Genomic DNA, 24,617 nt, shown 5'->3' with positions numbered 1-24,617 from the left:
TTTATTACTTTTAAGCCAAGACTAACCATCACTTATGAAACCTAATCAAGTTAATTGCCAAAATTGTGAACAACCTTTTGACGAAAGTTTTGAATTCTGTCCGCATTGTGGACAAAAAGCAAACGACGAACTCACTATTGGCGTGTTATTTTATAACACCATTAGTAATTATTTTTCTTTTGATGCGCGTTTCTTTAAAAGTTTTATTCCCCTAATGTTTAAACCTGGTTATTTAGCTCAGGAATTTGTTAAGGGAAAGCGCTTACTATATTTGCATCCTGCGCAGATGTATTTGTTTATTGCTGTTATATTTTTCTTTTTATCTAGCTTTTATTCAAGAGAATTCAGAGAAGATATAGATAAAGGCATGGAAGAAGTCTTGGCGAGTCGATCTGAAAAAGTTGTAACCCAAGATAGTATTCCTCAAGATTCTATTGCTATAAATGACTATTTAAAACCACTTAGAGATAATAGCTTTACCATAGGATTAGATGACAATGATTTAAAAGTTATAGATTCCCTCTCAAAAATTAAAGTGCCTAAAAATAACTTTGGAACGTCATTTTCTTTAAATGAAAGGGAAATGGATTCTATTATAGCGACAGGAGCATCGGATGAAGCTATATTTAAATATATGGGAATGTCCGATGATGCAGGTTTTATAAAACGAAAATTTTATAGTCAAATGCTTAAGTTTTATGAAAGCATGGGGCTTGGACAGATTTACCAAACCTTTATAGATAGCATTCCATTAGCTATGTTTTTCTTATTGCCGCTTTTTGCACTTTTATTGAAACTATTCTTTTTTAATAGAGGTAGATATTCACATCATTTGGTGTTTAGTTTTTACTATTTTTCCTTTTTGTTCACTTTATTTAGTATCATGTTTTCAATAAATAGATGGGTAATAGACATACCAGATTGGATAGACTGGCTTATTGCATTTTCAACCTTCTTTTACTTAGTATTTGCAATAGCTAGATTTTACAGGCAGCATTGGATTTTAAGCTTCATTAAAACGGGGGTAATTGGCTTTTTATTTATGTCGCTAGTATTGCCGTTTTCACTTACCATCTTAGGAATTATTTCGTTTTTGTACTATTAATTATAAAAACAACAAACGTACTAGTATTGGGGTGTTTTTTAGAACATAATAAAACAGTCGCACAGTAACTAAGCGTGTGAATTAATAGGTGCGTTTACTCTTATCTATAATGCTTATTATTTTTTTGTAAACGACGAGATAGATTGTCGCTACCCCAAATGATATAAGGGTACCTATATATATTCCAAATAAGGGGTAAACGATGGATATTGTTAATGAATAAATTATTAAAGAAAACATTCCAATCGGAACATTTTTAATCACCGTATGTACATGTTCTTTTGAATAGGTAAAGTGAATGATTAACATTAAAGGAAAAAGTGTGGTAGGGAAAGCAGAAAAAAGTCCAGCCCAAGTAGATCCTACAAATTTTGGAACACTCGTAATTACCAAAATAATTAAGGCCGCAAAAAAGGCTCTCACAAATAGAATTCTATAATTGAGTTTTACCTTGGTCTGGATATTAATATTCTTAATACTTTTGAAAAGATAGATGTATAGAAAAGAAAATGCAAACGGAATTAATATGGCGATGTATTTATTAATTTCAATACGTTGTAATAATGAAACAATAATAAAGTAGCCAATAATAGCACACAAAGAAGACAAGAGAATATTATATTTTTTAAAGTGCCTTGATGCTATGTAATAAATATAAACAAAGGATAAGGTTGCACTCAATCCAATCATATTATAAACGGCACTTTCTGCTGCAAATTCAGGATTAACTTCTAATCCAAAAAAGAATAATGTTATAGCAGAGCCAGAAGGGTAACCTGATAAAATTCCTGCAACTTTTGGGCTTACATTCTCTGCAAGAACTGATAAGCCTATAACAAATGCAATGGCTACGATTAATTTAATTAAGAATAGAAATTCTATCATATTATGGGCAAATATAATTATTTAGTTGATGCATTCATTTTCTGTTTTTTCTAAAAGAAACTATTTATAACTGAAGAAAATATAAGAACAGTTACTAAAACTTTATTGTAAGAAAATTGATAATATATAGTCTCGTATTCTCATCAAAATAAGTAGGAAATACATTAACTATATAATTTAAGTAGTTTTTATATGTTAATAGATAATTGGAATGCTTAGTGAAGAAAATTGTTCTATAAATTATTAATAGAACCAGCATGCCAAATAGGAATATTTAGAAATTCGCTCAACATCTCAGCATCGTTAATGATAGATTTAAGGCTTCCATGATCTACGACGTTTCTTCTAGACGCATCATCTAAAACTAAGTTGAGTTCAAAACTTTTATAAGAACCATCGTCACTTTTTACGTGTTCTCCTATAATTTGAATGGCAACTATTGATTGTAATGGTAAGTAATCTTCAGATTGATTTCTTCTAGATTGATGACCTTTGAATGCATAGGAGGTGTAATAAAGCCCTTGTTGCTTGTCGAAAACTCTCGGTTTATAAAAAATATAAAACATAAAACCTCCTGCACCAGCAAAAATAAGTCCAAAAATAACTAGAAACCAATTAATAGAATCTGATGATGAATTGTCTTGAAATAAGGGAAATATGCCATAAAATAAAACTCCCAAACCAACGGCTAAAAAGATAAAACTGAAAATAGCCGCCCCAATGGAAGGTTTGTAAATTAATTTAGAAGGAGATGCTTGAATTAAAACATTCGTTTTAAAATTGGCTCCACCAGGTTTTAGAGGCGAGGTTGAAACTTTAGGTTCTATAGTATTAGTATTGCTTATCACATTTTCTCTAGCCTCTATAACTTCTTTATGAAAACCTTCAGGTAAGTCCATTTATAATTTTTCTTGAAGGTATTTCCCTGTTACCGAAGTTTTATTCTTTACGATGTCTTCAGGTGTTCCTGCCGCGACTAGTTGTCCTCCATGTTTTCCGCCTTCTGGACCCAAGTCTATAATATAATCGGCACATTTTATTAAATCAATATTATGTTCAATCACAATAATAGAATGCCCTTTGGCAATTAAAGCTTGAAATGATTTTAATAGCTTCTTTATATCGTGAAAATGAAGTCCGGTTGTAGGTTCATCAAATATGAAAAGCGCATTATCACTTTTACTTCCTTTTCCTAAAAATGTAGCGAGCTTAATACGTTGCGCTTCACCACCAGAAAGGGTAGAAGAGGATTGTCCTAAAGTGACATACCCTAGACCAACATCTTGAAGTGGTTGCAACTTACCTTTAATCTTGGTTTCTTTGTGTGTCTCAAAGAAATCGATGGCATCGTCAATTGTAAGATTTAAAATATCATCGATAGATTTACCTTCAAACTTAACTTCTAAAACTTCTTTTTTAAAGCGTTTGCCACCACAGGTATCACAAGTTAAGTGCACATCTGCCATAAACTGCATTTCAATAGTAACTTCGCCTTCTCCTTTACAGGTTTCACAACGTCCACCATCGACATTAAAACTAAAATGCTTGGCAGCATAATTACGGATATTACTTAGTTTTTGAGACGCATATAGCGCTCTAATATCGTCGTAGGCTTTAATATAAGTCACAGGATTAGAACGCGACGAACGCCCAATAGGATTCTGATCTACAAACTCTACATGTTGAATATTACTATGATTGCCTTTTATTTCTGAAACTTGTCCAATTTTATCACTAAATCCGGTGAGCTTTTTCTGTATGGCAGGAAATAATATTTTTTTAATCAATGTACTTTTTCCACTACCTGAAACTCCTGTAATAACCGTTAGCATTTCTAGTGGAAAATTAACAGTTACATTTTTTAAGTTGTTTTCACGAGCACCAACAATTTCGATATTATATTTTGAAGTTCTTCGTTTTTTAGGGACTTCAATTTCTAAGTCTCCATTTAAGTATTTCGCGGTGAGTGTATCTGCCGATAGAATTTCTTCAAAATTACCAACAGCAACCACTTCACCACCAAGAGTACCAGCTTCTGGTCCGATATCAATAATGGAATCCGCCGCTTTCATAATATCTTCATCGTGTTCAACGACGATAACTGTATTTCCTAAATCTCGTAGCGATTTTAAAACGTCTATTAAACGCTCCGTATCTTTTGGATGTAGGCCAATACTTGGCTCATCTAAAATATACATCGATCCCACAAGGCTACTTCCTAATGATGTCGCTAAGTTTATACGTTGACTTTCTCCACCAGAAAGTGTGTTCGATTTTCGATTTAAGGTTAAATAATTTAATCCGACATTAGATAAAAATTCTAGTCGTGTATTGATTTCCGTTAACAGACGTTTTGCGATTTTGGCATCACTATCATTCAACTTTAATTTTTCAAAAAACACAATTAATTCATCTATAGGCAGATCAACTAAATCAGTGATTGTTGCCTTGTCTATTTTTACATAACTCGCCTCAATACGCAGGCGTTTTCCTTTACAAACATTACATTTTGTTTTACCGCGATAACGCGATAACATCACACGATTCTGAATTTTGTATGCTTTCGATTCTAGTTCAGAAAAGAACGTATCTAAACCTTCAAAGTACTTATTACCTTTCCAAATGAGGGCTTTATTGGCATCACTTAATTGAAAATAGGGTTTATGGATAGGAAAATCAAATTCATGCGAATTATTAACCAACTGATCTCTGTACCAACTCATACTATCACCTCTCCAAGGAAAAATGGCGTTTTCAAAAACTGATAGCTCGGTATTTGGAATGACTAAATCGTCATCAATACCAATAACATCACCGTAACCTTCACATTTTGGACAAGCCCCGTAAGGATTATTAAAGCTGAATAAATGCGCGTTTGGTTCTAAAAACGACATGCCATCAATTTCAAACTTATTATTGAAGGTCATTTGTTTTTTGTCGGAAAGAGATTCTATAATACATGTACCAACACCTTCGTAAAATGCAGTTCCTACAGCATCAGCCAATCGATTGAGGAAATCTTCTTCATTTTTGAAAACAATTCTATCGACAACTAAAAATAGGTTTTTATCAGATTTAATAGTTTGTTTTAAGGCATCATCAATTCTAACAACCTCGTCTTTTACTTTTATACGCGCGTAACCTTGTTGTTGTAAGGTTTGAAGTTTGTTTTCAATGGTTCGTCCTTCTTCTAAGATAATAGGGGCTAAGAGTAAAAGCTTGGTACCTTCATCAAATTTTGAAATATAATTAATGACATCCGAAACTGTGTGTTTTTTGACTTCTTCACCCGAAATAGGAGAGTAGGTTTTTCCAATACGGGCGAATAATAATTTTAGATAATCGTAAATTTCAGTGGTGGTACCAACCGTCGATCTTGGATTCGTAGAATTTACTTTTTGCTCAATAGCAATTGCCGGAGCAATACCTTTAATATAATCTACTTTAGGTTTGTTTAATCGTCCTAAAAACTGACGTGCGTAACTACTTAAACTTTCTACATAACGTCTTTGACCTTCAGCATAAAGCGTATCGAACGCTAAACTAGATTTTCCTGAACCAGATAAACCTGTAATAACAACCAATTTATTTCGAGGAATAACAACATCAATATTTTTAAGATTGTGAAGTCTTGCTCCTTTAATTATGATATTTTCCTTTGGGCTAACGTCTAAATTAATAGTATTCATAGGTTATTTTGATCTCTAAGTTTGCAAAGATACTATAATACAAAATAAAGATTAAGATAACTGCTACAATTCGTTAGCGCAATCGTATCGGGAATATGAGCCAATTATTAGATTTAATTTTCATCCGTAAAAGGGGTGCTTTATCCGATAAAATGTTAAATTTTACACCTTTTTTTGTTTAATTGGAATGATTGTTGTTATATTTGGAACATATTCATAATTTAAAAACATCTGCGTATAGCATAATATTACTTTTAGAAAACAGCTAGTAACCCCAAACTTAGTAAGCAACTGCTAAGAACTAAAGTAATTATTATGGAAAAAGAACTTATCCAAGACGCAGAGTTGGTCAGCAACTATATTAATGGTAATGAATATGCACTTTCAATTTTAATAGAAAGGCATAAGCAAAAAATTTACAGTTTCATTTATTCTAAAGTTTATGATAGAGATATTACTGAAGATGTTTTTCAGGATACCTTTATTAAGGTTATTAAGAATTTAAAACGCGGTAAATATAATGAAGAAGGTAAATTTTTACCTTGGGTTATGCGTATTGCTCATAACTTGGTTATTGATCATTTTAGAAAAAATAGTCGTATGCCAAAATTCGATAATACAGGCGAATTTAGTATTTTTTCAGTACTAAGCGATTCTACCTTAAATGCTGAAAAAGTACTTATAAAAGACCAAGTAGAATCTGATGTAAGACGTATTATTGAAGAATTACCAGAAGATCAAAAACAAGTGCTTTTGATGCGAATGTACCAAGATATGAGTTTTAAAGAAATCTCTGAGCGTACAGGTGTAAGCATCAATACGGCTTTAGGAAGAATGCGTTATGCCTTAATTAATATGCGTAAAGTAATCGATCAAAACAATATCATTTTAACTAATTAATACAATAAAGTGTGTAGAAGTGCGTTTTTGCTATATATAAACTCTTAAATTGTTAAAATGGCAAAAATTTACTCTCATGCTTCCCCAAAGCATAATAACCTAATACCAAAAGATGAAACAATACGTTTCCTTTTGAATTACTCAAAAGCTTTAAGTGTTATAGATTATAATAAATTGAAGTTTGAAGCGCTTCTAAATTAGAAAAATCCTGATGTGAAAGCATTAGGATTTTTTTGTTAAAAGCAACTCTTCGTAGTTTTGAGTGGTAAGATATTCTTGCTTTAAGTCTTTTAAATATTGAATGGTCTTTTCTTTTAAAGGATGTTTGTCTCTTAAACAGTTTTTAATGTTTTCGTCATAAACTGTTAGAATGATATACCAATGACCTGTTCTGCTTGAATAATTACCTTCAAATAAGGGTGAATTCCCATTACTTTCTCGTTTTGCATCAATCATAGCCAACGGAAGATTTACTTTTTTATCAGTGCGTTCAGCCTCATGATAAGATAAATAAAGGGTTTCTCCATTGAGTTGAAAAGGGACGTTGTAGCCAACATCAATATCATTTAATCTGTATTTTTTATTGATGTAATTGTAGAATTCCTCGGCATCTTTTGAGTCTTTGAAAATGAAAGCTGTTTCTCTGGGCATTTTCTTTTGAAACTTCTTAGCCAGCATTACCTTGTAATCTTGATTCTTAAATTTAGGTGCAACTTTCACCGGAATACAAGAAGTAACAACAAATGCTAAAAGGAGAATGATTAGTTTTTTCATTGATTGATGGTTTTTGATAAGGTATCAAAAATTGTACCAATGCACCTATTTAATTTCTATGAAGGTTCTAGCTACAATCGAAACACTGAATACTGAACACTGAATACTGAACACTGAATACTGAACACTGAATACTGAAAACTATTTCTTCTTCTTCTTATAATAGTCATCCAAAACCGATTTTCTACCAATAGTCTTCGTAATAATATCTTTTTCTAAGTCCCAACCACGAGCAGGTGAATATTGTCTGCCATACCATATAATTTGAAGATGGAGGTCGTTCCAAAGTTCTTCCGGAAATATACGTTTAGCATCTTTTTCAGTTTGCACCACGTTTTTACCATTGGTTAAATTCCAACGGTACATTAAGCGATGAATATGTGTATCTACAGGAAATGCAGGTATACCAAAGGCCTGTGATAACACCACAGCAGCAGTCTTATGTCCAACAGCAGGTAGTTCCTCTAAATCTTCGTAGGTTTTTGGAACTTCGCCATTATGTTTGTCAATTAAAATATGTGATAACCCGTGAATACCTTTGCTTTTCATAGGAGATAAGCCAACAGGTTTTATGATCTCTCTAATCTCTTCAACACTCAACTTAATCATATCGTAAGGGTTGTCTGCACGCTCAAATAATAATGGTGTTATTTTATTAACGCGTACATCTGTACTTTGCGCAGACATTAAAACGGCAATCAACAATGTATATGGATCCTTATGGTCTAGTGGAACCGGAATTTCAGGATATAATTTATACAATGTATTTATAACGAAATTTACTTTTTCTTGTTTAGTCATTTTGTATTTTTACCTAATCAGAGATTTAATACAAATTTACGTAATTATGACACATTTAAAAGTAGGAGATAAGGCACCAGATTTTACAGCAAAAGACGAACTTGGAAATACGGTCTCATTATCCGATTATAAAGGCAAGAAATTAGTTGTATTTTTTTATCCTAAAGCGAGTACGCCAGGTTGTACTGCAGAGGCTTGTAACCTAAATGATAACTACGAGCGTTTTAAAACTCAGGGTTATGAGATTTTGGGAGTAAGCGCAGATAGTGCTAAAAGGCAATCTAATTTTAAGAATAAATACGAATTTCAATATCCATTATTAGCAGATGAAGATAAAGCTGTCATTGAAGCTTTCGGAGTTTGGGGGCCAAAGAAATTTATGGGAAAAGAATATGATGGTATTCACCGCACTACATTTATTATAGATGAAAATGGTGTTATAGAAGATGTTATTTCAAAGGTGAAAACGAAAGCTCATGCAGAGCAGATATTAGGAGAATAAGACAATATTGAACAAAAAAAAGCGACCATTATACTACGTTTAGTAGATGAAAGGTCGCTTTTTTTATTATGTGTTTTTAACTTCAATTTTTATGCATAACCTCTTCTGATTCACAACCAAATAAGCTCTTTTCTTTAATTAATTTTGACACACCTTCTGGTAACATTTTTTCCCATCCTTTTTCATTGTCCACAATCATTTTAAGAACTGTTCTTGAGAAAACAGATAGGTTAGAGGCGTCATAATCCGTAATGTCAACTACTTTACCATTGTATTTAAAGAACTTGTAAAGTTCTTTCATACGAGGATGTACTTTAAGATTTTCACTAGTAGTTAAGCTATTATCCTCATTTACCATTGGATATAAATACACGCGTAAATCCTTGTAAAATAATTTACCAAAGGCTTCTAAAATACCTCCACTTAAATGGCGATAATATTTTTCATCAAAAATATCAACGAGGTTATTTACTCCCATGGCTAATCCCATTCGAGCTCTTGAGTATTGAGAGAAGTATTCTACTAATTTATAATATTCTTGGAAGTTAGAAATCAATACCGTTTGCCCTAAAGAACATAAGAGTTTAGCACGATCCATAAAATCTTGCTCGTCAATTTTACCTTCAGCTCTTAGGTTAGATAATGTGATTTCGAAAATAACTTGTGTTTTTTCTTTTTCGACCTTATTTTCTTTAATGAACATTTCGTAAGATTTCTCAAACATGTCCATATTGACTTTAGTTACAGGTCTAAAACTACCTCTTAATGTTAAAATATTCTTTTTATAAAGTACACGAGCCGGTAAAACGTTATTGCCATCTGGAGCAAACATTACGGCATCTGTCATTCCATTTTTAACAAGTTGAAGACTCATTAGGCGGTTATCTACATTTTTAAAAACGGGACCAGAGAAGTTGATGGTATCAATTTCTAACTGATCTTTATCTAAGTGATCGTATAAATAACGTAATAATTTACGAGGTTGATTGTATTTGTAAAAGGCACCATAAATTAAGTTAGTTCCTAATTTACCAAGTGTTTCTTGTTGTAAACGTGCGTCATTTTCCTTAAAACGAACGTGAATAATTATATCATTATACTCTTGGTTTGGTCCCACTTGATATTTTATACCAACCCAACCATGGCCTTTATATTGCTTAGCAAAATCAATGGTTGTAACAGTATTCGCATAAGAGAAAAATATTTTGTTCGGATGTTTCTCTCTGGTAATACGCTCTTCCATTAAGTTCACTTCGTGATTTAACATCTTACGAAGTCTCGCTTCAGTTACATAGCGCTTATCATCTTCAATTCCGTAAATAGCATCACTAAAATCTTTATCGTAAGCAGACATCGCTTTTGCAATGGTACCAGAAGCACCTCCAGCTCTAAAAAAATGACGTACAGTCTCTTGTCCTGCTCCAATTTCAGAAAACGTACCGTAAATGTCAGCATTAAGATTAATACGTAAAGCTTTGTCTTTTAGCGACGGTATATTTTCGAAATCTGAGTCACCAGTGTACGTTATGTCCTTCATAGATATTGGGTATGCATCGTTTTAGCAAAGGTACTGTTTTACTATTGCAAACAAAAAATAAGTTTATTTTTGTCATCGGATCTCCAAATTGAAAATATAATAATTGAATGGGTTATTTTTCTACTTTATGATGATATCTAAAGGAAATAAGACTGTTTTTTAAGGGGTTGTCAATTCGGAGTAATTTCATAAAACTAAAGCATATTGAAAATTACATTTTTAGGAACAGGCACATCACAAGGAATTCCAATTATAGGAAGCGATCATCCTGTATGTTTAAGTGAAAACCCTAAAGATAAACGCTTACGTGTTTCAATATTAGTAGAATGGGATGATTTTACTTTTGTGGTTGATTGTGGTCCAGATTTTAGACAGCAAATGCTTAGGGCGAACGTTTCTAAAATTGATGGTATCATTTTTACCCATGAACATGCAGATCATACGATGGGATTAGATGATATTCGACCATTCTTTTTCAGACAAGGAGATATAGATCTGTATGCACATCAACGTGTTTTTAAAGCATTAGAAAAACGTTTTGATTATATTTTTGCTACAGAAAATAAGTATCCAGGTGTGCCTAGTGTCACTAAAAATGAAGTTAAGAACGAACCATTTTTAGCAGGAAATCTCAATGTTGTTCCTATTGATGGTTTACATTATAAACTTCAGGTTTTTGGTTACCGATTTCATAAGTTTGCATACTTAACAGATATGAAAACGATTGCTGATTCTGAAATTGAAAAGCTTCAGAATTTGGATGTATTGGTAGTAAATGCTTTGCGAATAAAACCACATATTTCCCATTTTAATTTAGAAGAAGCCTTAGATTTTATTGCGCGTGTAAAACCTAAGCGCGCTTATTTAACACATATCAGTCACCTATTAGGGTTTCATGATGATGTACAACAAATATTACCAAAGAACGTTTTTTTAGCTTACGATAACTTACAAATTACCATTTAGATATGAAGAATAAACTGTTAATGTACTTATTCATTTTCTCACTATTGTTACTCGTTTTTCAATATGTGAATTCAAAAAATATTATTGATAAATACGAAGCGGATATTGTAAAAGTTAAGGCTAAGGTTGCCGAAAAAGAACAGACTATAAAAACGTTAGAAGAACAAAACTTTGAGTTGAGTTATTTTAGCATCGATAGAAATGAAGATGCTTATAATTATTTTGAAGCTTTAGGCTATGATACAGAACAACTCATTCCTGCTATTGTAGAAGGACTTTATAACATGAATGATTATGAGGGGGAAGATCACCCAATGGTTCCTTATGTATCCACTACAGATTCTAAATTATTGATTAATAAAGTTAGGGTAATGAATCATAAATGGATTGTAGCCAATTTTACAGATGGTGCATTATGGGGCGAAATTTTTCTAACCTATTCTATAGATGAAAATAACGACCTTAAATATAAATTGGTTGAGTATTTTTTATATCCTAAATTAAATTAGATATGCTTAAGCAACCACGCTTTTAAATCAAAGAAATTCTGTGGTGCAACGCCATGACCAACAGGGTATTCTGTATACACACAATTAATATTCAAAGCTTTTAAAAACAAAGGTGCTTTTTGAGCCCAATCCACCGGAATCACTTGGTCTACAGAACCATGAGAACAAAAGAAATTTAAATGTGAAACTGCACTTTCTTCTATAGAATCTGGTATAATATCTTCATTAATATAACCACTTAAAGCGACTATATTCTTTACTTTTTCAGGGTAAGTTAATGCGACGGCATAACTTAAGATAGTACCTTGACTGAACCCTAATAGGGTCACGTTTTTTGGATCTACGTTATAGGTTCCACAAGCATAATCAACAAATTCAGCTATTAAAGCTACCGACTGTTTCGCTTGCTCATTATCACTCCATTTGCCTTTATCGGCATCAAAATTTATGGCATACCACGCATTTCCATAAGGTTGCATGGCGTACGGAGCTCTCAATGAGATAATCATTAATTCTTCTGGCAATTCTGAAGCAAAAGAAAATAAATCATTTTCATCACTGCCGTAACCATGACACATTATTAAAAGTGGTGCGTTTTCTTTAAGCGAAGAAGGTCTAGTGATATAGTGTAGTTTTGACATGTTTATTGACCAATTGATTTAAAAATTTTTTGAAAAAAGTCTCCAATTAAAGGAATTTTGTTCAATTTTCCTGTAATCGCTCCAAAAAGCCCATAAAGAAATAAAACAGAAAAAAACATCCAGAACGAATAGCTAATCATTATTTCTCCATTATAACCTACTACTAAATTGCCTATTAAAAGCTGTAATAAACCTAAGCCTAAGCCTTGTCTAATATGAAAAGCTGTAAATGAATTAGGTTTTTCTCTATTCATAAAAAAGGCAATCAACGTACCAATTAAGGTTAAGTAAGCTACTAAACCTAACGTTTTACCTTCGTCTATTGTGTTTTGATCCATTATTTTAAAACAATTATATCGTTAGCGATGATGCCATAAGTTTTACCTTTTAGTGCTGTTCCCAAAAACGCACTATTCTTAGAGCGCGATGTAATATTATTAATGCTAAACTCGTAAGTAGTGTCAGGATTAAACATTGTTAAATCAGCAATTTCACCTTCATTAATGCTGGTATCTGAAATTCTAAATCTAGATTTTCCTTGTGTTAAAAGGCTTATGGTTTTCTTAGTTGTAAATAATGTTTGCAACGCACCAAAAGCAGATTCTAATCCGATAGTTCCGTATTTCGCATAATCGAATTCAATTTTCTTATGTTCAATGTCAATAGGATTATGATCTGTAGTCACCATATCAATAGTGCCATCTTTTAATCCTTCAATTAAAGCATCACAATCGGGTTGGGTTCTTAATGGAGGAAGCACTTTGTAATTGGTGTCAAAGTCCTCTAAAACGTCATCGGTAAAGATTAAATTATGAATGGCAACACTACATGTTACATCGAGCTTCTTAGCTTTTGCGGCTCTAATCAGTTCAACGGATTTTGCAGTAGAAATGGTTGGAATATGAAGTTTACCTTCGGTATATTCTAATAAAAATAAATCTCTAGCCACTTGTAATTCTTCCGCTAAAGCCGGATTTCCTTTTAATCCTAATTTGGTACTGTTAATATGTTCGTTAACGACTCCGAGTCCAGAAATTCTAGATTCTTGTGGAAAAGAGCAAACCAAACCATCGAAATTACTTGCGTATTGTAACGCAATTTTCATAAGATTAGGATTCGAAATAGGGTTTTGATAATCATAAAAAGCAACGGCTCCAGCATTCGTCATATCAAATAATTCTGCTAAATCTTCACCTTTACTTAATTGCGTTAAAGCACCAATAGGGTAGAGGCTTACCGCATTATTTTGGGCTTTCGATTTTACAAATGTTATATCCGCATAGCTGTCAATTACAGGAAAAGAATTGGCATTCAATGCCACTGCTGTAAAACCAGAATTGGCTGCTGTTTTTAAACCATTAGATATCGTTTCGCGTTCTTCGTAACCTGGTTCACCAAAAGATACACTGCTATCGAACCAGCCTTGCGACACGTGCAAGTTGTCTAGATTTATTTCTTTGTAATTTTTAGGATTGGTAATGCCTTTAGCGATCTTGGAAATACGACCTTTTTCAATTAAAATATCAACCGTTTCATTGTGAAAATCACTTTTAGAATCAACGATGGTTGCAGATTTTATGAGTGCGTTCATTTAAGATATTTTAGAAGTAACATTTCTATTATTAAAAATGCTAGTGCAAAAATAACAAACCATTTCCATAGCGCATTAACATTTGTGCTACTTTTTATAGTATTAATGGTCGTTTCTAAGCTATTATCTACCGTAGCATTATTTAAAGTACTTAAATTGTAGTAACTTAAGTTGCTTTCAACTCTATTGTAATTGAAGCTTAAATTTTGAAGAATAGTCTCCTTGTTCTTTACATTCAGAATTCCAGCTGTATTTGGAAAATCTTCAGTTTCTAAAACGACAGATTTGCTATATGTTTTTTGAAGCGGAATAACTGAAGTGTCGTCTGAATCTAAAGTTAAAATATCATCTTGCCCAATGGATGTTTGAATAGCAATCGTATTGGGTTGCCCAATGGTATAATATAATTTTGACAGTTTTAAACTCTGTAATCCCATATTATATAACACAGGAATTATTAATTGTGAATTTTTGAAGTTTGAGTTTTCTGAGTTTAATGCTGAAGAAAACGCATATGCATTTGTGTTTCCTACTAAAAATGGAGAGCCATCTTCATAAGATAAAACGGCATTTGAATTTGAAGAAAAATTATACGACTTTTCGACTTTAGGATATTGAAAGTTAGTGACTTTAGAATAGAAAGCATTCGCTAAAAGGGGATGGTCATAATTAATGCTCGTGATTTGTTTTTATTTGGATTCTGATTACCAAAAGAATTAATGTTTAAGTCGCTAAATATTTGATTATAAGATTCTAAGTCTATGTCGTTTGAAGGAATAATTACTAGTTTGCCTCCATCATTTTTAAAAGCGATTAAAGCTGACTTTAAGGCATTTGAAATCGTATTCAGTTCATTTAAAACAATGAGATTCTGTTCTGGAATTAAATTAAAATTAAGCGCATTTATTTTGAAGCTTTTATAGTCGAACTCATCTTCTGTGTAAATCCGATTTAAGAAAGAATCATCAGCATTTTCATTAATCGTTAAAACCTTAATTTTAGGTTTGGAGTTTATATTGAAATAAAAAGAATTATCATATTGTAAGCCTGCATCATCAATCACCAATTTTCCGTTTATTATTTTATTGTAGGCTATGGTAAATGTTGTTTCAGCTTCGTTTTCAATATCTACAGCACTTTTAGTAAGTAAGACATCATCATTAAATAAGGACACAGAAACATTCTCAATTGATGCAGTGGCGCTAGATAATTTTACATTTAAATCTAATGTCTCCGCAGTAGCGTTGGTAACATAAATACTGTCGATACTAATGTTTGTGACTAGAGTAGATTTTGGCTGAACCAATTTCAGTTGAATGGTACTATCATTTTTAAAATTCAGAGGGTTTTCAGTTTGTTGAAAATCGGATACTAAAACTAAATTTCGTGTTGCAGCAGATTGATTAGAAAACAATTGTTTTCCCTTTAAATAAATAGCATCATAGTTGAGCTGCGTTGGTGAATGTGATAATTGTATTAAATCATTTTTTAATGCTTTTACCGTGGTGTTCCTATACGTCGCATCGTTAGTGAATAAACTTATAGATTCATCTTCGGGTAAGGTGTTGATGATATCTTGAATCGTTTCATTTAATAAGGTACCATTACTACCATTAGCTTGCATGCTAAAAGAATTGTCTAAATAAATAACGGTTTCTTGAGTGTCGTTAAAATCTTCAGTATTCGGAATAAAAGGTTGTGCAAATGCAATAATCACACAGGCTAAAAGCAGCATGCGTGTTAGTAGTGTAATCCATTTTTTTAGCTGAGAACTTTTACGCGTTTGAAGTTTTACAGATTTTAAAAACTTAACGTTGGTGAATTCAACTTTCTGAAAACGTCGCAATTGAAATAAATGTATAAGAATAGGAACTACCAGCAAAAATAAGGCGTAAAGTAATTCGGGATTTTTGAATTGCATTTGTTGTTAGTTATGTTTGCTAATTTACAATGGTACTATTCTGTCAGTTTGAGCGCAGTCATAAACCTAATGAGAATTTAGTTCAACGCATTTCGACTGCGCTCAATGTGATATTTAGTTGTTATGTCACTTTTTTTACGCTTCAAATATATAGAATGCTTACTGATTACCTCGTTTCGCTTTTGAGAATTTTAACAGAAAAAGAAATAATCGATCATCGGTTGCATGTTTTTGGTTTCAAAATAGCTTTTAATCTCCTTTTGAGCTTCAGAATTGGCAACTGTTACAATACTTTGAGGTTGCTTAAGTTCCGTTAGATAATCGAAATTAAAAAGTTCTTGATCGTAAATGTGTTTTCCTATTTTCTTTGGGTTATCGCAAATCCAATAAAACGGAATGTTTTGTTGTAATAATATTTTGGCTAATGTTTTGCCTTTTTTACCTGCGCCCCAAATTGCTAATGGCCTAGTCGCATTATAATTCAACTCTAAAAAATAATGGACCTTAAGATCTAGAAAAGAATTTTCGGCATAATGCTCGTGCGTTCTAGAGGTTCTTGTACTGTAATCTCTCCAATGAAGCAGCACTTTATCGCAAGGAATACAATTATAACCAGCTTTATAAAACCGGAATGCTAATTCGTAATCCTCAGGATAAATATTAGAATTAAAACCATCACAAGCGTCAAAATCATCGCGATGTGACATCCAACATGGAGATGGAATAACACATTCTTTATATATATCAGAATAGTTTGTGCCCTCAGCAGTTAAGGAATTTAGCCAGTGCTCATAACGCGTAAAACCATCACTAAGGCCATCAGCTCTAAAATAGTTTACTTGTCCGACAGCTAAATGTTTTCTGCCATGTTTTTCAAGACTGTTAACCATGGTTTCAAGTCGGATAGCTGTCATAATATCATCACTATCCATTCTGGTGATATAAGTTCCGCTACTTTGCTTATAGGCCGTTTGTAATGCGTCTATAATGCCATTGCCGTCGTTTTTATGAAGTTTTATTCTAGAATCGGTTTGTGCATGACTTTTAACAATTTTGTATGAATTATCATCAGAATAATCATCAATAAAAACAGCTTCCCAATTAGTGTAGGTTTGACTTAAAATTGACGCAATGCATTCATCAATAAATACTTGTGTGTTTTTAAACGGAACGACGATACTAACTAGCGGTTGTGACATACTGCGAATTTAACAAAACCTTTAGGTTTTTAATAGTAACAGATTGTAGATTTGTGCGTCTATTAAAAAAAATATAATTATAACATGAAGAATTATTTTGCCATTCTTGGCATAAGTATCGTTTTAGTCGGTTGTGGATCTGCAAAGCCAACAGTTGATGATTTAGCAGTAAGCAATCCAATTGAAACAGCATTAGATTTAACAGCAGTTAATAATGATAGAGTACCAGTAACTATTAATCCTGGCCGTTTTACGACTGAAACTGTTACTTATAGATTGCCTAGAGTTGTGCAAGGAAATTATTCAGTTAGTGATTTTGGAAAATATATTGACGATTTTAAGGCTATCGATTATAATGGAAACGATCTTGCCACTACGAAAGTTGATGACAATACCTGGACTATCACTGATGCGACAAAATTAGATAAACTTCAGTATTATGTTAATGATACTTTTGATGTTGAAACCGTTGGAGGTATTGGCGGCGAAGAGCCATTTTCACCAGCCGGAACAAATATTGAAGTCGATAATTTTGTATTGAACCTACATGGTTTTATTGGATATTTTGACTCGTTAAAGAACGCTCAGTATGCAGTAGATGTTACTGCTCCTGTAGATTTTGTAAGAACTTCGGCATTAGAAGATAAAGGGACTAAGGTTAGTGAGGATGGTAAATCCATGACAACTAGTTATTTTGGTCAGCGTTATTTCGATATTACAGATAATCCAATGATGTATGGAAAGTTGGATGTTGAAGAATTTATGGTTGGTGATATAAAAATTGTTTTAAGCCTTTATTCTCCTAGCCAAAAACATACAGCCGAGAGTTTAAAGGAAACTATTTTTAAAATGATGGAGGCACAAAAAAGATATTTAGGTGATGTAAATAGTACACCACGTTACGATATCTATTTGTACTTATCTAGAGGAGGTGAGAATGATCCTAAAGGATTTGGTGCTTTAGAACACCATACGTCAACTGTAGCGGTATTTGCCGAAAATGAAAGTCCAGAAAGTCTTAAAGACGCATTGGTAGACGTTATTGCACATGAGTTTTTTCATATTGTAACTCCATTGTCTGTGCATTCTGAAGATGTGCATTATTTTGATTATAACAAACCTACATTCTCTAAACATTTATGGATGTACGAAGGTGTAACAGAGTATTTTGCGCAACATTTTCAAGTGTATGAAGGGTTGAGAGATGAAACCACGTTTTACAATACCATGATGTCTAAAATAGTGACATCTACACAGCATTTAGATGATGCAATGAGTTTTACTATTATGAGTGAAAATGTTTTAGACGAACCTTATGCATCGCAATATTATAACGTGTATATGAAAGGTGCGTTAATAGGAATGTGTATTGATATCTTGATGCGAAATGAAAGTGATGGTAACAGAAGTATGCTATCTTTAATGAAAGAATTATCTGCAAAGTACGGAAAGGATAAGCCTTTTGTAGATGATAATTTAATTGCTGAAATTACAGCGATGACCTACCCAAGTGTTGGAGAATTCTTAAAAACTCATGTTGAAGGTGATTTACCAATTAACTATAATAATTATTTAGGATTAGTTGGTTTAACTATTGGTGAAACACAAGTGGAAACGAATTATATTTTTGCTGGTGGGCAGAATATTATTTTTGATGGTGACCAAGAAATAGGAGTAATTTTCTTTTCACCTATGGCTTTAAATAATTCTTTTTGGAAAGCACAAGGTATTGTTGCGGGTGATATTATTAAGAAAGTTAACGGAAAAGAATTGACATTAATAAATGCAAATGATGTCATTAGAGGTATGTTTGAATGGAAAGAAGGAGATGAGATTACGATGGATTTAGAACGTGATGGAAAGCCCGTAATGATAAAGACACCATTAACTAAAGCTTACGCAGCAGGTGAATCTATTGTAGAAGATGAAAACGCAACAGAAGCACAAAAAGCCGTAAGAGCAGCTTGGTTAAAAGGGTAGATATATTTCAATAAAAAGATATAAAGCTGATAGACGATATGTTTATCAGCTTTTTTTTATGCGAAATTATTATTCTATGGTAAAACTAAAGGTGCTTCCTTTTCCTATTTCTGAAACTACAGAAATTTGACCATTAAGTTTCTCAACTAAATTTTTTACAGTGCTCAACCCAATACCTGTATTAGACTTTGAAAAATCATTCTTTATAGTTTTAAAAATTTCAAAAATCTGTTCTTGTTGATTTAAAGCAATGCCTATGCCGTTATCTATAACACTAAATTTATGATGTGTAGGAAGCAGTTCATATTTAATTTCTACTATACGGTCTTCTTTGTCATTATACTTGAGGGCATTATCAACCAGATTTATTAGAATTTGAGATAATGCTGATTTATTGACGTTTTTGATTACAGCATCATTAAACAAAAGTTGCTCATTATTGGAAATAAGGATGTGCTTAATATCGTCTGCTATATCACTTAGTTTTATGTCTTCTTTTGCAGATGTTAAAAGTTCATCGGCACTATAATACATCAAAATACCATCAATATAATCTTTAAGAACTGTTGTAGAATCTTCAATATAATAAATGTATTGAAGAGAATCATCAGACAAATTACCTTGGTTGTCTTCTTTTAATAAATCCGTTAAAGCTATAATATTTGATAAAGGAGATTTTAAATCGTGTGAAACTAGGCTGGCAAAAGATTTTAGTTGTGTGTTACGTTCTTCTAACTCTCCTTTTATTAGATTTAAATAGCTGTTCTTTTTCCTTAATTCTAATAAGTTAACAACTTGTTGTCCTAAAGTTTTTAGAGCTTTTATTTGAGACCTATTTAATTCTCTAGGTTCGTGATCAAAAATACAGATCGTGCCTAATTTATATCCTGAAGGGTCTAATAATGGAACACCAGCATAAAAAACAACATTTTGTTCTTCGAGCAAAGGGTTGTCTATAAAACGTATATCTTCTCTGGCATCATTTATAATAAAGATATCATTTTCTAAAATGGCATGTCCACAAAATGAAAGATCTCTAGGAGATTCACTAAGTGAAATTCCGTAATGAGATTTAAAAAAATTTCGTTCTTTATCAAGCATTGTTATTAAAGCAATTGGTACGTCACAGATTGTAGCAGCTAATTCTGTTAGGTTATCGTAATCGCTTTCTGGTAGTGTATCTATGATGCTGTAAGACTTTACAGCCTTAATACGTTCTGCTTCATTTGTAGGGAATTTGGGGGCTTTCATTTTTATAAATTAAGTGTTGTAATATAGATACGTGGGTTTTAAGTTTATGGTTGTAATAACAGATATAAGTGCATTAATATTTTGCAGATTTTCCTTTAGCAAGCGAATTTTCAATAAACTCACGTAAATCGTCATTAGCTTTAATTAAATCTTCATTTCTCAAATACATCATGTGTCCACTTCTATAGCCTTTAAAGGAAAAACGATCTTTCATTTTTCCACTAGGATCCACTTGCCATTGCGAATACTTCGCGGAAAAATAAGTGGTTGCACCATCGTAGTATCCAGATTGTGTCAATACTTTTAAGTAGGGATTTTGTGCCATTGCCTGACGTAAATCATCTCTCGTATTATCATTAGAATTGTCCCAACGCCCTGTATTACCAAACACATTATATTTAACGTCTGTTTTAAAACCTAGTTCATTCTGAATATAATAATTAATTGCAGGTGTAAAGGAATGTAGCCAAGAAGTGAGTTCTGCACTATAATCCGGACTTGTCCCAGTTTCGACTTTGTCTATTCCAATATATCTCGAATCTAATCGACCTATAGTTTCTCCTGTTTTATCGCGAAGTAATTCTTTCCAGAAAAAACGATTTGGTACATCTAAATTTTGTTGTGTAATTACGTTTTCAGACAACCCAGAATAATAACCCATCTGTTTTGCTATGGCTTGCTTTTCATCATCCGAAATAGAACTTCCTTTTGCGAGTGCAGGCATTAAATCGTTAATTGCAAAATGTTCAACTTCTGGTAATATGTCTAATAAATCTTTATTTTGAAGTGCCGGACTGAGCATTTTATGATACCAAGCTGCAGCTGTGTAATACGGTAAATTTAAGCTAGAAGCTAATGGTCCGCCAACTCTCAAAACTTTATAATCGGCTGGAGATACTAGGATGACACCATTTAAATACATCCATTGTTTATTCTGTAACTCTAAAGATAACCCCATCACACGCGTACCACCATAACTTTCTCCTATAATATATTTAGGGGATTGCCATTTGTTATGTCTTGTGGTAAAAGTATTCATCCAACTCGCCAGATATTCAATATCTGCATTCACTCCGAAAAATAATTTATCGTCTGGCATTTTACCTTCTTTATCGGCTACTTTTCTAGAATAACCTGTATTCACAGGGTTTATAAATACAATATCGGCAACGTCTAAAATAGAATTAGGGTTATCTTTTACGCCGTAGGGTTGTGTAGGGTAGCCTTCATCATCAATATTAAGAACTTTTGGTCCTGTATATGCAATATGCATCCATAGAGAAGCAGAACCTGGCCCACCATTAAATGAATACACAATTGGTCTATTCTTGTCTTTAGCGTCGTTAGTTCTTTTGTAATAGGTGTAATAAAGAGACGCAATCATTTGGCCTTCGGTATCCCAAACAGGTTGAAATCCTGTTTCAGCTTTATAATTGATCTGCTTGCCTTTAATTGTAACAGAGTGATTGGTTACATATGTGGTATCTGTTGGGATTTTTAAATTTTGAGAAAAGCAAAAAGTAAAACTAAGACACAAAAGAATGATGAGATGGTTTTTCATATGGATTGAATTTATTTCAAAAACTTAAAGATACTAAAATGAAACCTGAATTTAGAACGCTCTAAGCGTGCCTATTCCTAAACGCATATTTAACAAATATCAACGCGGAGTCAAAACACTTTAACCGTTATAAACCTGATTTTCTTGCTCAGCAACTCTTATAAACGTTGTGCGTTTTGTTAATTCTTTTAAACGCCGCGCTCCAACATAAGTACAAGTGCTTCGTATACCTCCTAAAATATCTTGCAAAGTATTTTTAACATCACCTTTGTATGGAACTTCTACGGTTTTGCCTTCACTAGCTCTATATTCTGCAACTCCACCAACATATTTATCCATAGCAGTCGCAGAACTCATGCCGTAAAATTGTTTAAACTGTTCTCCATTTCGAGTTATAAGTTCACCACCACTTTCTGTATGGCCAGCAAGCATACCACCAAGCATTACAAAATCTGCTCCTGCACCAAAGGCTTTGGCAACATCACCTGGTGTTGCGCAGCCACCATCGCTAATGATTTGTCCTCCTATGCCATGAGCCGCATCTGCACATTCTATTATGGCGGATAATTGAGGGTAACCAACTCCGGTTTTAACACGTGTTGTGCATACACTACCTGGACCAATACCAACTTTTACAATGTCTGCACCAGAGAGTAATAATTGTTCTACCATTTCTCCTGTAACGACATTACCTGCAATAATTACTTTATCTGGATATTGTTCTCGTGTCTGTTGTAAAAAGTTCACAAAATGTTCTGAATAACCATTAGCAACATCAATGCATATAAATTTCAATTCCGGATGACTTTTAAAGACTGTTTTTAGGTTTTCAGCATCCTCCGTTCCTATCCCTGTACTAATAGCTATATAATTAACAATGTCTTTTGGAGCTGTATTTAAAAACGTATCCCATTGTTTTGCGGAATAATGCTTATGTATTGCCGTAAATAATTTTTGTTCCATTAAGGCTAGAGCCATTTCAAAAGTACCAACAGTATCCATATTGGCAGCCATTATAGGCACGCCAGTCCAAGTTGATGTACTATTAAGAAAAGTGAAAGTACGTTCTAGCGTGACTTCAGATCTGCTTTTTAGAGTAGAGCGTTTTGGGCGAATCATAACATCTTTAAAGCCTAATTTTATATCGTGTTCTATATGCATCTTTTGGGGATATTTAGTGATACCCAAAAATACAAGTTCTTTGAAAAAGGAAGTTTGTAATTGCGTTTGTCTTACAATGTTTTATTAACAATTGTTTATAGCAGAAGAATTAGAGAAACTAACTGTATACTAAAACTGTATGTACTCATAAAACAATAATTAGCTTTTGTGTAATATTTGAACAAAACGCTAAAATCCTTCAAAAACTCCGAGTCCAAATAAAGCGAAATCATATTTTACGGGATCGCTAACATCTAATTTTCGCAACGCTTTATCTAATTCGGCTAAGGCTTTACCATCATTTTGTTTTCGTGTTAACAAGCCTAATTTTCGAGCGACATTACCAGAATGGACATCTAACGGACAGCTTAATTGTGAAGGTGACAGAGATTGCCAAATCCCAAAATCTACTCCGTTATTGTCATTTCTGACCATCCAACGTAAAAACATGTTGATACGTTTTGCTGCTGAATTTTTAAGAGGATCGCTAACATGTTTCTGTGTACGCTCTAAATGTGGAATTTCGAAAAACACTTTTTTGAAGTGATGAATACTGTTTTGAAGTGAATCTTTTTCAGCATGCATAGAAAACACAGCTTCTAAACCGTTGTGTTTTTCGTAAATGTATTTCAAGCTTTTTACAAACTGCATAAAATCATTACCATTAAAAGTGCGATGTACAAAAGGCTCTAAGCGCTCTAAATCGGTGTCTTCATGTTGTGTAATAAACTCAAAAGGGGAGTGGTCTAGCAACTCCACCATCTTATTTGCGTTTTTAATGATGCTCTTTCTATTTCCCCAAGCAATGGTTGCTGATAAAAAGGCAGCAATTTCAATATCTTCTTTTTTTGAGAATTTGTGTGGAATTTGAATTGGGTCACTCTCAATAAACTTCGGATGATTGTAAAGCATCACTTTTTCGTCTAAGAAATCTTTAAGTTCTGATGTTTTGAGTTTCAATTTTATGATAGGATTTGAATGTAAAAATAGGGCTTCTTTATAGAATGAAAATGACGATAAAAGTTAAATTTGTTATAGTATTATTGAAGAATACGCTTAAAATTAAATAAAACTAGCTAAAATCTACTTATGACAGAAAAAGATATAAAAAGAGAAATAGTTAATAAAATAAGTCAAGGGGATTCAAAAACTGTAATCTATAACAACTATAAAGATAGAATGGATGATGAAAATCTTAGACGTTTTTTAGCGACTAGACCGTCTTATATACTATGGAAAAAATTTAAAAAGAGTCATTTACTGCTGTCTATAATTTGGGCTTTCTATTTGCTTTTTGAATTAATCGTAATCTTTGATTTGTTAATTCAGTTTAATATTGTGACTTTCATTTCGCTTTTACTTTCAATTTATATCACCATAAATATTTGGAAATTTGATGGTCGCTTCTTTTTATTAGGAATACTATGGTTTGTTGTTACCATCTTTCGTTCGTTTAATGAATTGGGTTCGGTTCTTATAAATGATGATTATAAGTTTGTTTTAGTATTTATACTGATATACACTTCAATTCTCACTTTAGGTATCTATTTAATGTATGCAATAAGAAAGCATGTGTTTTATTATATAAAGTGGTTTAAACCTATTTTAAATGAAGAAGGAGAAGTTCAATATGAATAGTAAAAA

23 protein-coding genes are annotated in these 24,617 nt (G+C 32.7%); 7 read left to right on the top strand and 16 right to left on the bottom strand.

Annotated features, from left to right (window positions below):
- Positions 1 to 34 precede the first annotated feature (34 nt).
- Complete coding sequence (locus tag ADIWIN_RS06095) at positions 35 to 1,105, top strand: DUF3667 domain-containing protein (protein ID WP_020897848.1); 1,071 nt, start codon at positions 35 to 37, stop codon at positions 1,103 to 1,105.
- A gap of 81 nt (positions 1,106 to 1,186) precedes the next feature.
- Here the strand turns inward: ADIWIN_RS06095 and ADIWIN_RS06090 are convergent, their stop codons facing one another.
- The 3 genes from ADIWIN_RS06090 to uvrA form a co-directional block, all read right to left on the bottom strand.
- Positions 1,187 to 1,990, bottom strand: coding sequence for a hypothetical protein (locus ADIWIN_RS06090; protein ID WP_020897847.1), 804 nt, complete (start codon positions 1,988 to 1,990; stop codon positions 1,187 to 1,189).
- 233 nt (positions 1,991 to 2,223) lie between these two features.
- Positions 2,224 to 2,889 (bottom strand): hypothetical protein, encoded by a 666-nt coding sequence (locus ADIWIN_RS06085; RefSeq protein ID WP_020897846.1) that lies wholly within the window; start codon positions 2,887 to 2,889, stop codon positions 2,224 to 2,226.
- Positions 2,890 to 5,679 carry an excinuclease ABC subunit UvrA gene (uvrA, locus tag ADIWIN_RS06080; RefSeq protein WP_020897845.1) on the bottom strand — a complete coding sequence of 930 codons (2,790 nt, stop codon included), beginning with the start codon at positions 5,677 to 5,679 and terminating at the stop codon, positions 2,890 to 2,892.
- A 315-nt stretch (positions 5,680 to 5,994) separates the two neighbouring features.
- Here uvrA and ADIWIN_RS06075 point away from each other — a divergent pair, with 315 nt between their 5' ends.
- Complete coding sequence (locus ADIWIN_RS06075) at positions 5,995 to 6,579, top strand: RNA polymerase sigma factor (protein WP_020897844.1); 585 nt, start codon at positions 5,995 to 5,997, stop codon at positions 6,577 to 6,579.
- Positions 6,580 to 6,801: 222 nt separating this feature from the next.
- Here the strand turns inward: ADIWIN_RS06075 and ADIWIN_RS06070 are convergent, their stop codons facing one another.
- The gene (locus tag ADIWIN_RS06070) at positions 6,802 to 7,353 is read right to left on the bottom strand and encodes a hypothetical protein (protein WP_040756647.1); all 552 of its coding nucleotides are present in this window, start codon (positions 7,351 to 7,353) and stop codon (positions 6,802 to 6,804) included.
- Between the two features lie 141 nt (positions 7,354 to 7,494).
- Complete coding sequence (locus tag ADIWIN_RS06065; protein WP_020897841.1) at positions 7,495 to 8,154, bottom strand: endonuclease III domain-containing protein; 660 nt, start codon at positions 8,152 to 8,154, stop codon at positions 7,495 to 7,497.
- 46 nt (positions 8,155 to 8,200) lie between these two features.
- On the opposite strand from ADIWIN_RS06065, the gene bcp reads away from it, so the two are divergent.
- Positions 8,201 to 8,656, top strand: a complete 456-nt coding sequence (gene bcp, locus ADIWIN_RS06060) for a thioredoxin-dependent thiol peroxidase (protein ID WP_020897840.1) — start codon at positions 8,201 to 8,203, stop codon at positions 8,654 to 8,656.
- Positions 8,657 to 8,738: 82 nt separating this feature from the next.
- Here bcp and ADIWIN_RS06055 read toward each other — a convergent pair whose 3' ends face one another.
- A complete protein-coding gene (locus ADIWIN_RS06055; protein WP_020897839.1) occupies positions 8,739 to 10,193 on the bottom strand; it encodes a hypothetical protein in 1,455 nt (484 codons plus the stop codon).
- Positions 10,194 to 10,397: 204 nt separating this feature from the next.
- On the opposite strand from ADIWIN_RS06055, the gene ADIWIN_RS06050 reads away from it, so the two are divergent.
- Positions 10,398 to 11,159 (top strand): MBL fold metallo-hydrolase, encoded by a 762-nt coding sequence (locus tag ADIWIN_RS06050; protein WP_020897838.1) that lies wholly within the window; start codon positions 10,398 to 10,400, stop codon positions 11,157 to 11,159.
- A gap of 65 nt (positions 11,160 to 11,224) precedes the next feature.
- Complete coding sequence (locus ADIWIN_RS06045; protein WP_235047045.1) at positions 11,225 to 11,668, top strand: DUF4315 family protein; 444 nt, start codon at positions 11,225 to 11,227, stop codon at positions 11,666 to 11,668.
- Here ADIWIN_RS06045 and ADIWIN_RS06040 read toward each other — a convergent pair.
- From ADIWIN_RS06040 to ADIWIN_RS06020, 6 genes are all read right to left on the bottom strand, one after another.
- Positions 11,665 to 12,309: an alpha/beta hydrolase gene (locus ADIWIN_RS06040; RefSeq protein WP_020897836.1), complete on the bottom strand. Its 645-nt coding sequence runs from the start codon at positions 12,307 to 12,309 to the stop codon at positions 11,665 to 11,667. The two genes, ADIWIN_RS06045 and ADIWIN_RS06040, sit on opposite strands and share 4 nt — an antisense overlap.
- A 2-nt stretch (positions 12,310 to 12,311) precedes the next feature.
- Positions 12,312 to 12,647, bottom strand: a complete 336-nt coding sequence (locus tag ADIWIN_RS06035; protein WP_020897835.1) for a hypothetical protein — start codon at positions 12,645 to 12,647, stop codon at positions 12,312 to 12,314.
- On the bottom strand, positions 12,647 to 13,900 hold the full coding sequence (locus ADIWIN_RS06030) for a dihydroorotase (RefSeq protein ID WP_020897834.1): 1,254 nt from the start codon (positions 13,898 to 13,900) through the stop codon (positions 12,647 to 12,649). Before ADIWIN_RS06030 ends, ADIWIN_RS06035 begins: the two co-directional genes overlap by 1 nt.
- Complete coding sequence (locus ADIWIN_RS21230) at positions 13,897 to 14,337, bottom strand: hypothetical protein (protein WP_020897833.1); 441 nt, start codon at positions 14,335 to 14,337, stop codon at positions 13,897 to 13,899. The genes ADIWIN_RS06030 and ADIWIN_RS21230 overlap by 4 nt, the downstream gene beginning before the upstream one ends.
- A 212-nt stretch (positions 14,338 to 14,549) precedes the next feature.
- On the bottom strand, positions 14,550 to 15,821 hold the full coding sequence (locus tag ADIWIN_RS06025) for a BatA domain-containing protein (RefSeq protein WP_020897832.1): 1,272 nt from the start codon (positions 15,819 to 15,821) through the stop codon (positions 14,550 to 14,552).
- 191 nt (positions 15,822 to 16,012) lie between these two features.
- Positions 16,013 to 17,020, bottom strand: coding sequence for a glycosyltransferase family 2 protein (locus ADIWIN_RS06020; RefSeq protein ID WP_020897831.1), 1,008 nt, complete (start codon positions 17,018 to 17,020; stop codon positions 16,013 to 16,015).
- An 84-nt stretch (positions 17,021 to 17,104) separates the two neighbouring features.
- Here ADIWIN_RS06020 and ADIWIN_RS06015 point away from each other — a divergent pair, with 84 nt between their 5' ends.
- Positions 17,105 to 19,000, top strand: a complete 1,896-nt coding sequence (locus ADIWIN_RS06015) for a M61 family metallopeptidase (protein WP_020897830.1) — start codon at positions 17,105 to 17,107, stop codon at positions 18,998 to 19,000.
- 69 nt (positions 19,001 to 19,069) lie between these two features.
- Here the strand turns inward: ADIWIN_RS06015 and ADIWIN_RS06010 are convergent, their stop codons facing one another.
- The 4 genes from ADIWIN_RS06010 to ADIWIN_RS05995 form a co-directional block, all read right to left on the bottom strand.
- On the bottom strand, positions 19,070 to 20,251 hold the full coding sequence (locus tag ADIWIN_RS06010; protein WP_020897829.1) for a sensor histidine kinase: 1,182 nt from the start codon (positions 20,249 to 20,251) through the stop codon (positions 19,070 to 19,072).
- A gap of 73 nt (positions 20,252 to 20,324) precedes the next feature.
- The gene (locus tag ADIWIN_RS06005) at positions 20,325 to 21,812 is read right to left on the bottom strand and encodes a S10 family peptidase (protein WP_020897828.1); all 1,488 of its coding nucleotides are present in this window, start codon (positions 21,810 to 21,812) and stop codon (positions 20,325 to 20,327) included.
- A gap of 120 nt (positions 21,813 to 21,932) precedes the next feature.
- Positions 21,933 to 22,973: a GMP reductase gene (locus ADIWIN_RS06000; RefSeq protein WP_020897827.1), complete on the bottom strand. Its 1,041-nt coding sequence runs from the start codon at positions 22,971 to 22,973 to the stop codon at positions 21,933 to 21,935.
- 189 nt (positions 22,974 to 23,162) lie between these two features.
- On the bottom strand, positions 23,163 to 23,885 hold the full coding sequence (locus ADIWIN_RS05995; protein ID WP_051155426.1) for a TIGR02757 family protein: 723 nt from the start codon (positions 23,883 to 23,885) through the stop codon (positions 23,163 to 23,165).
- Positions 23,886 to 24,062: 177 nt separating this feature from the next.
- On the opposite strand from ADIWIN_RS05995, the gene ADIWIN_RS05990 reads away from it, so the two are divergent.
- The gene (locus ADIWIN_RS05990; protein WP_020897825.1) at positions 24,063 to 24,611 is read left to right on the top strand and encodes a hypothetical protein; all 549 of its coding nucleotides are present in this window, start codon (positions 24,063 to 24,065) and stop codon (positions 24,609 to 24,611) included.
- Positions 24,612 to 24,617: the final 6 nt, after the last annotated feature.

It is taken from the genome of Winogradskyella psychrotolerans RS-3, assembly GCF_000427335.1.
Taxonomy (GTDB): domain Bacteria; phylum Bacteroidota; class Bacteroidia; order Flavobacteriales; family Flavobacteriaceae; genus Winogradskyella; species Winogradskyella psychrotolerans.
The sequence above is the reverse complement of the archived record's forward strand: the minus strand, read 5'-3'. Positions and strand labels throughout refer to the sequence as shown.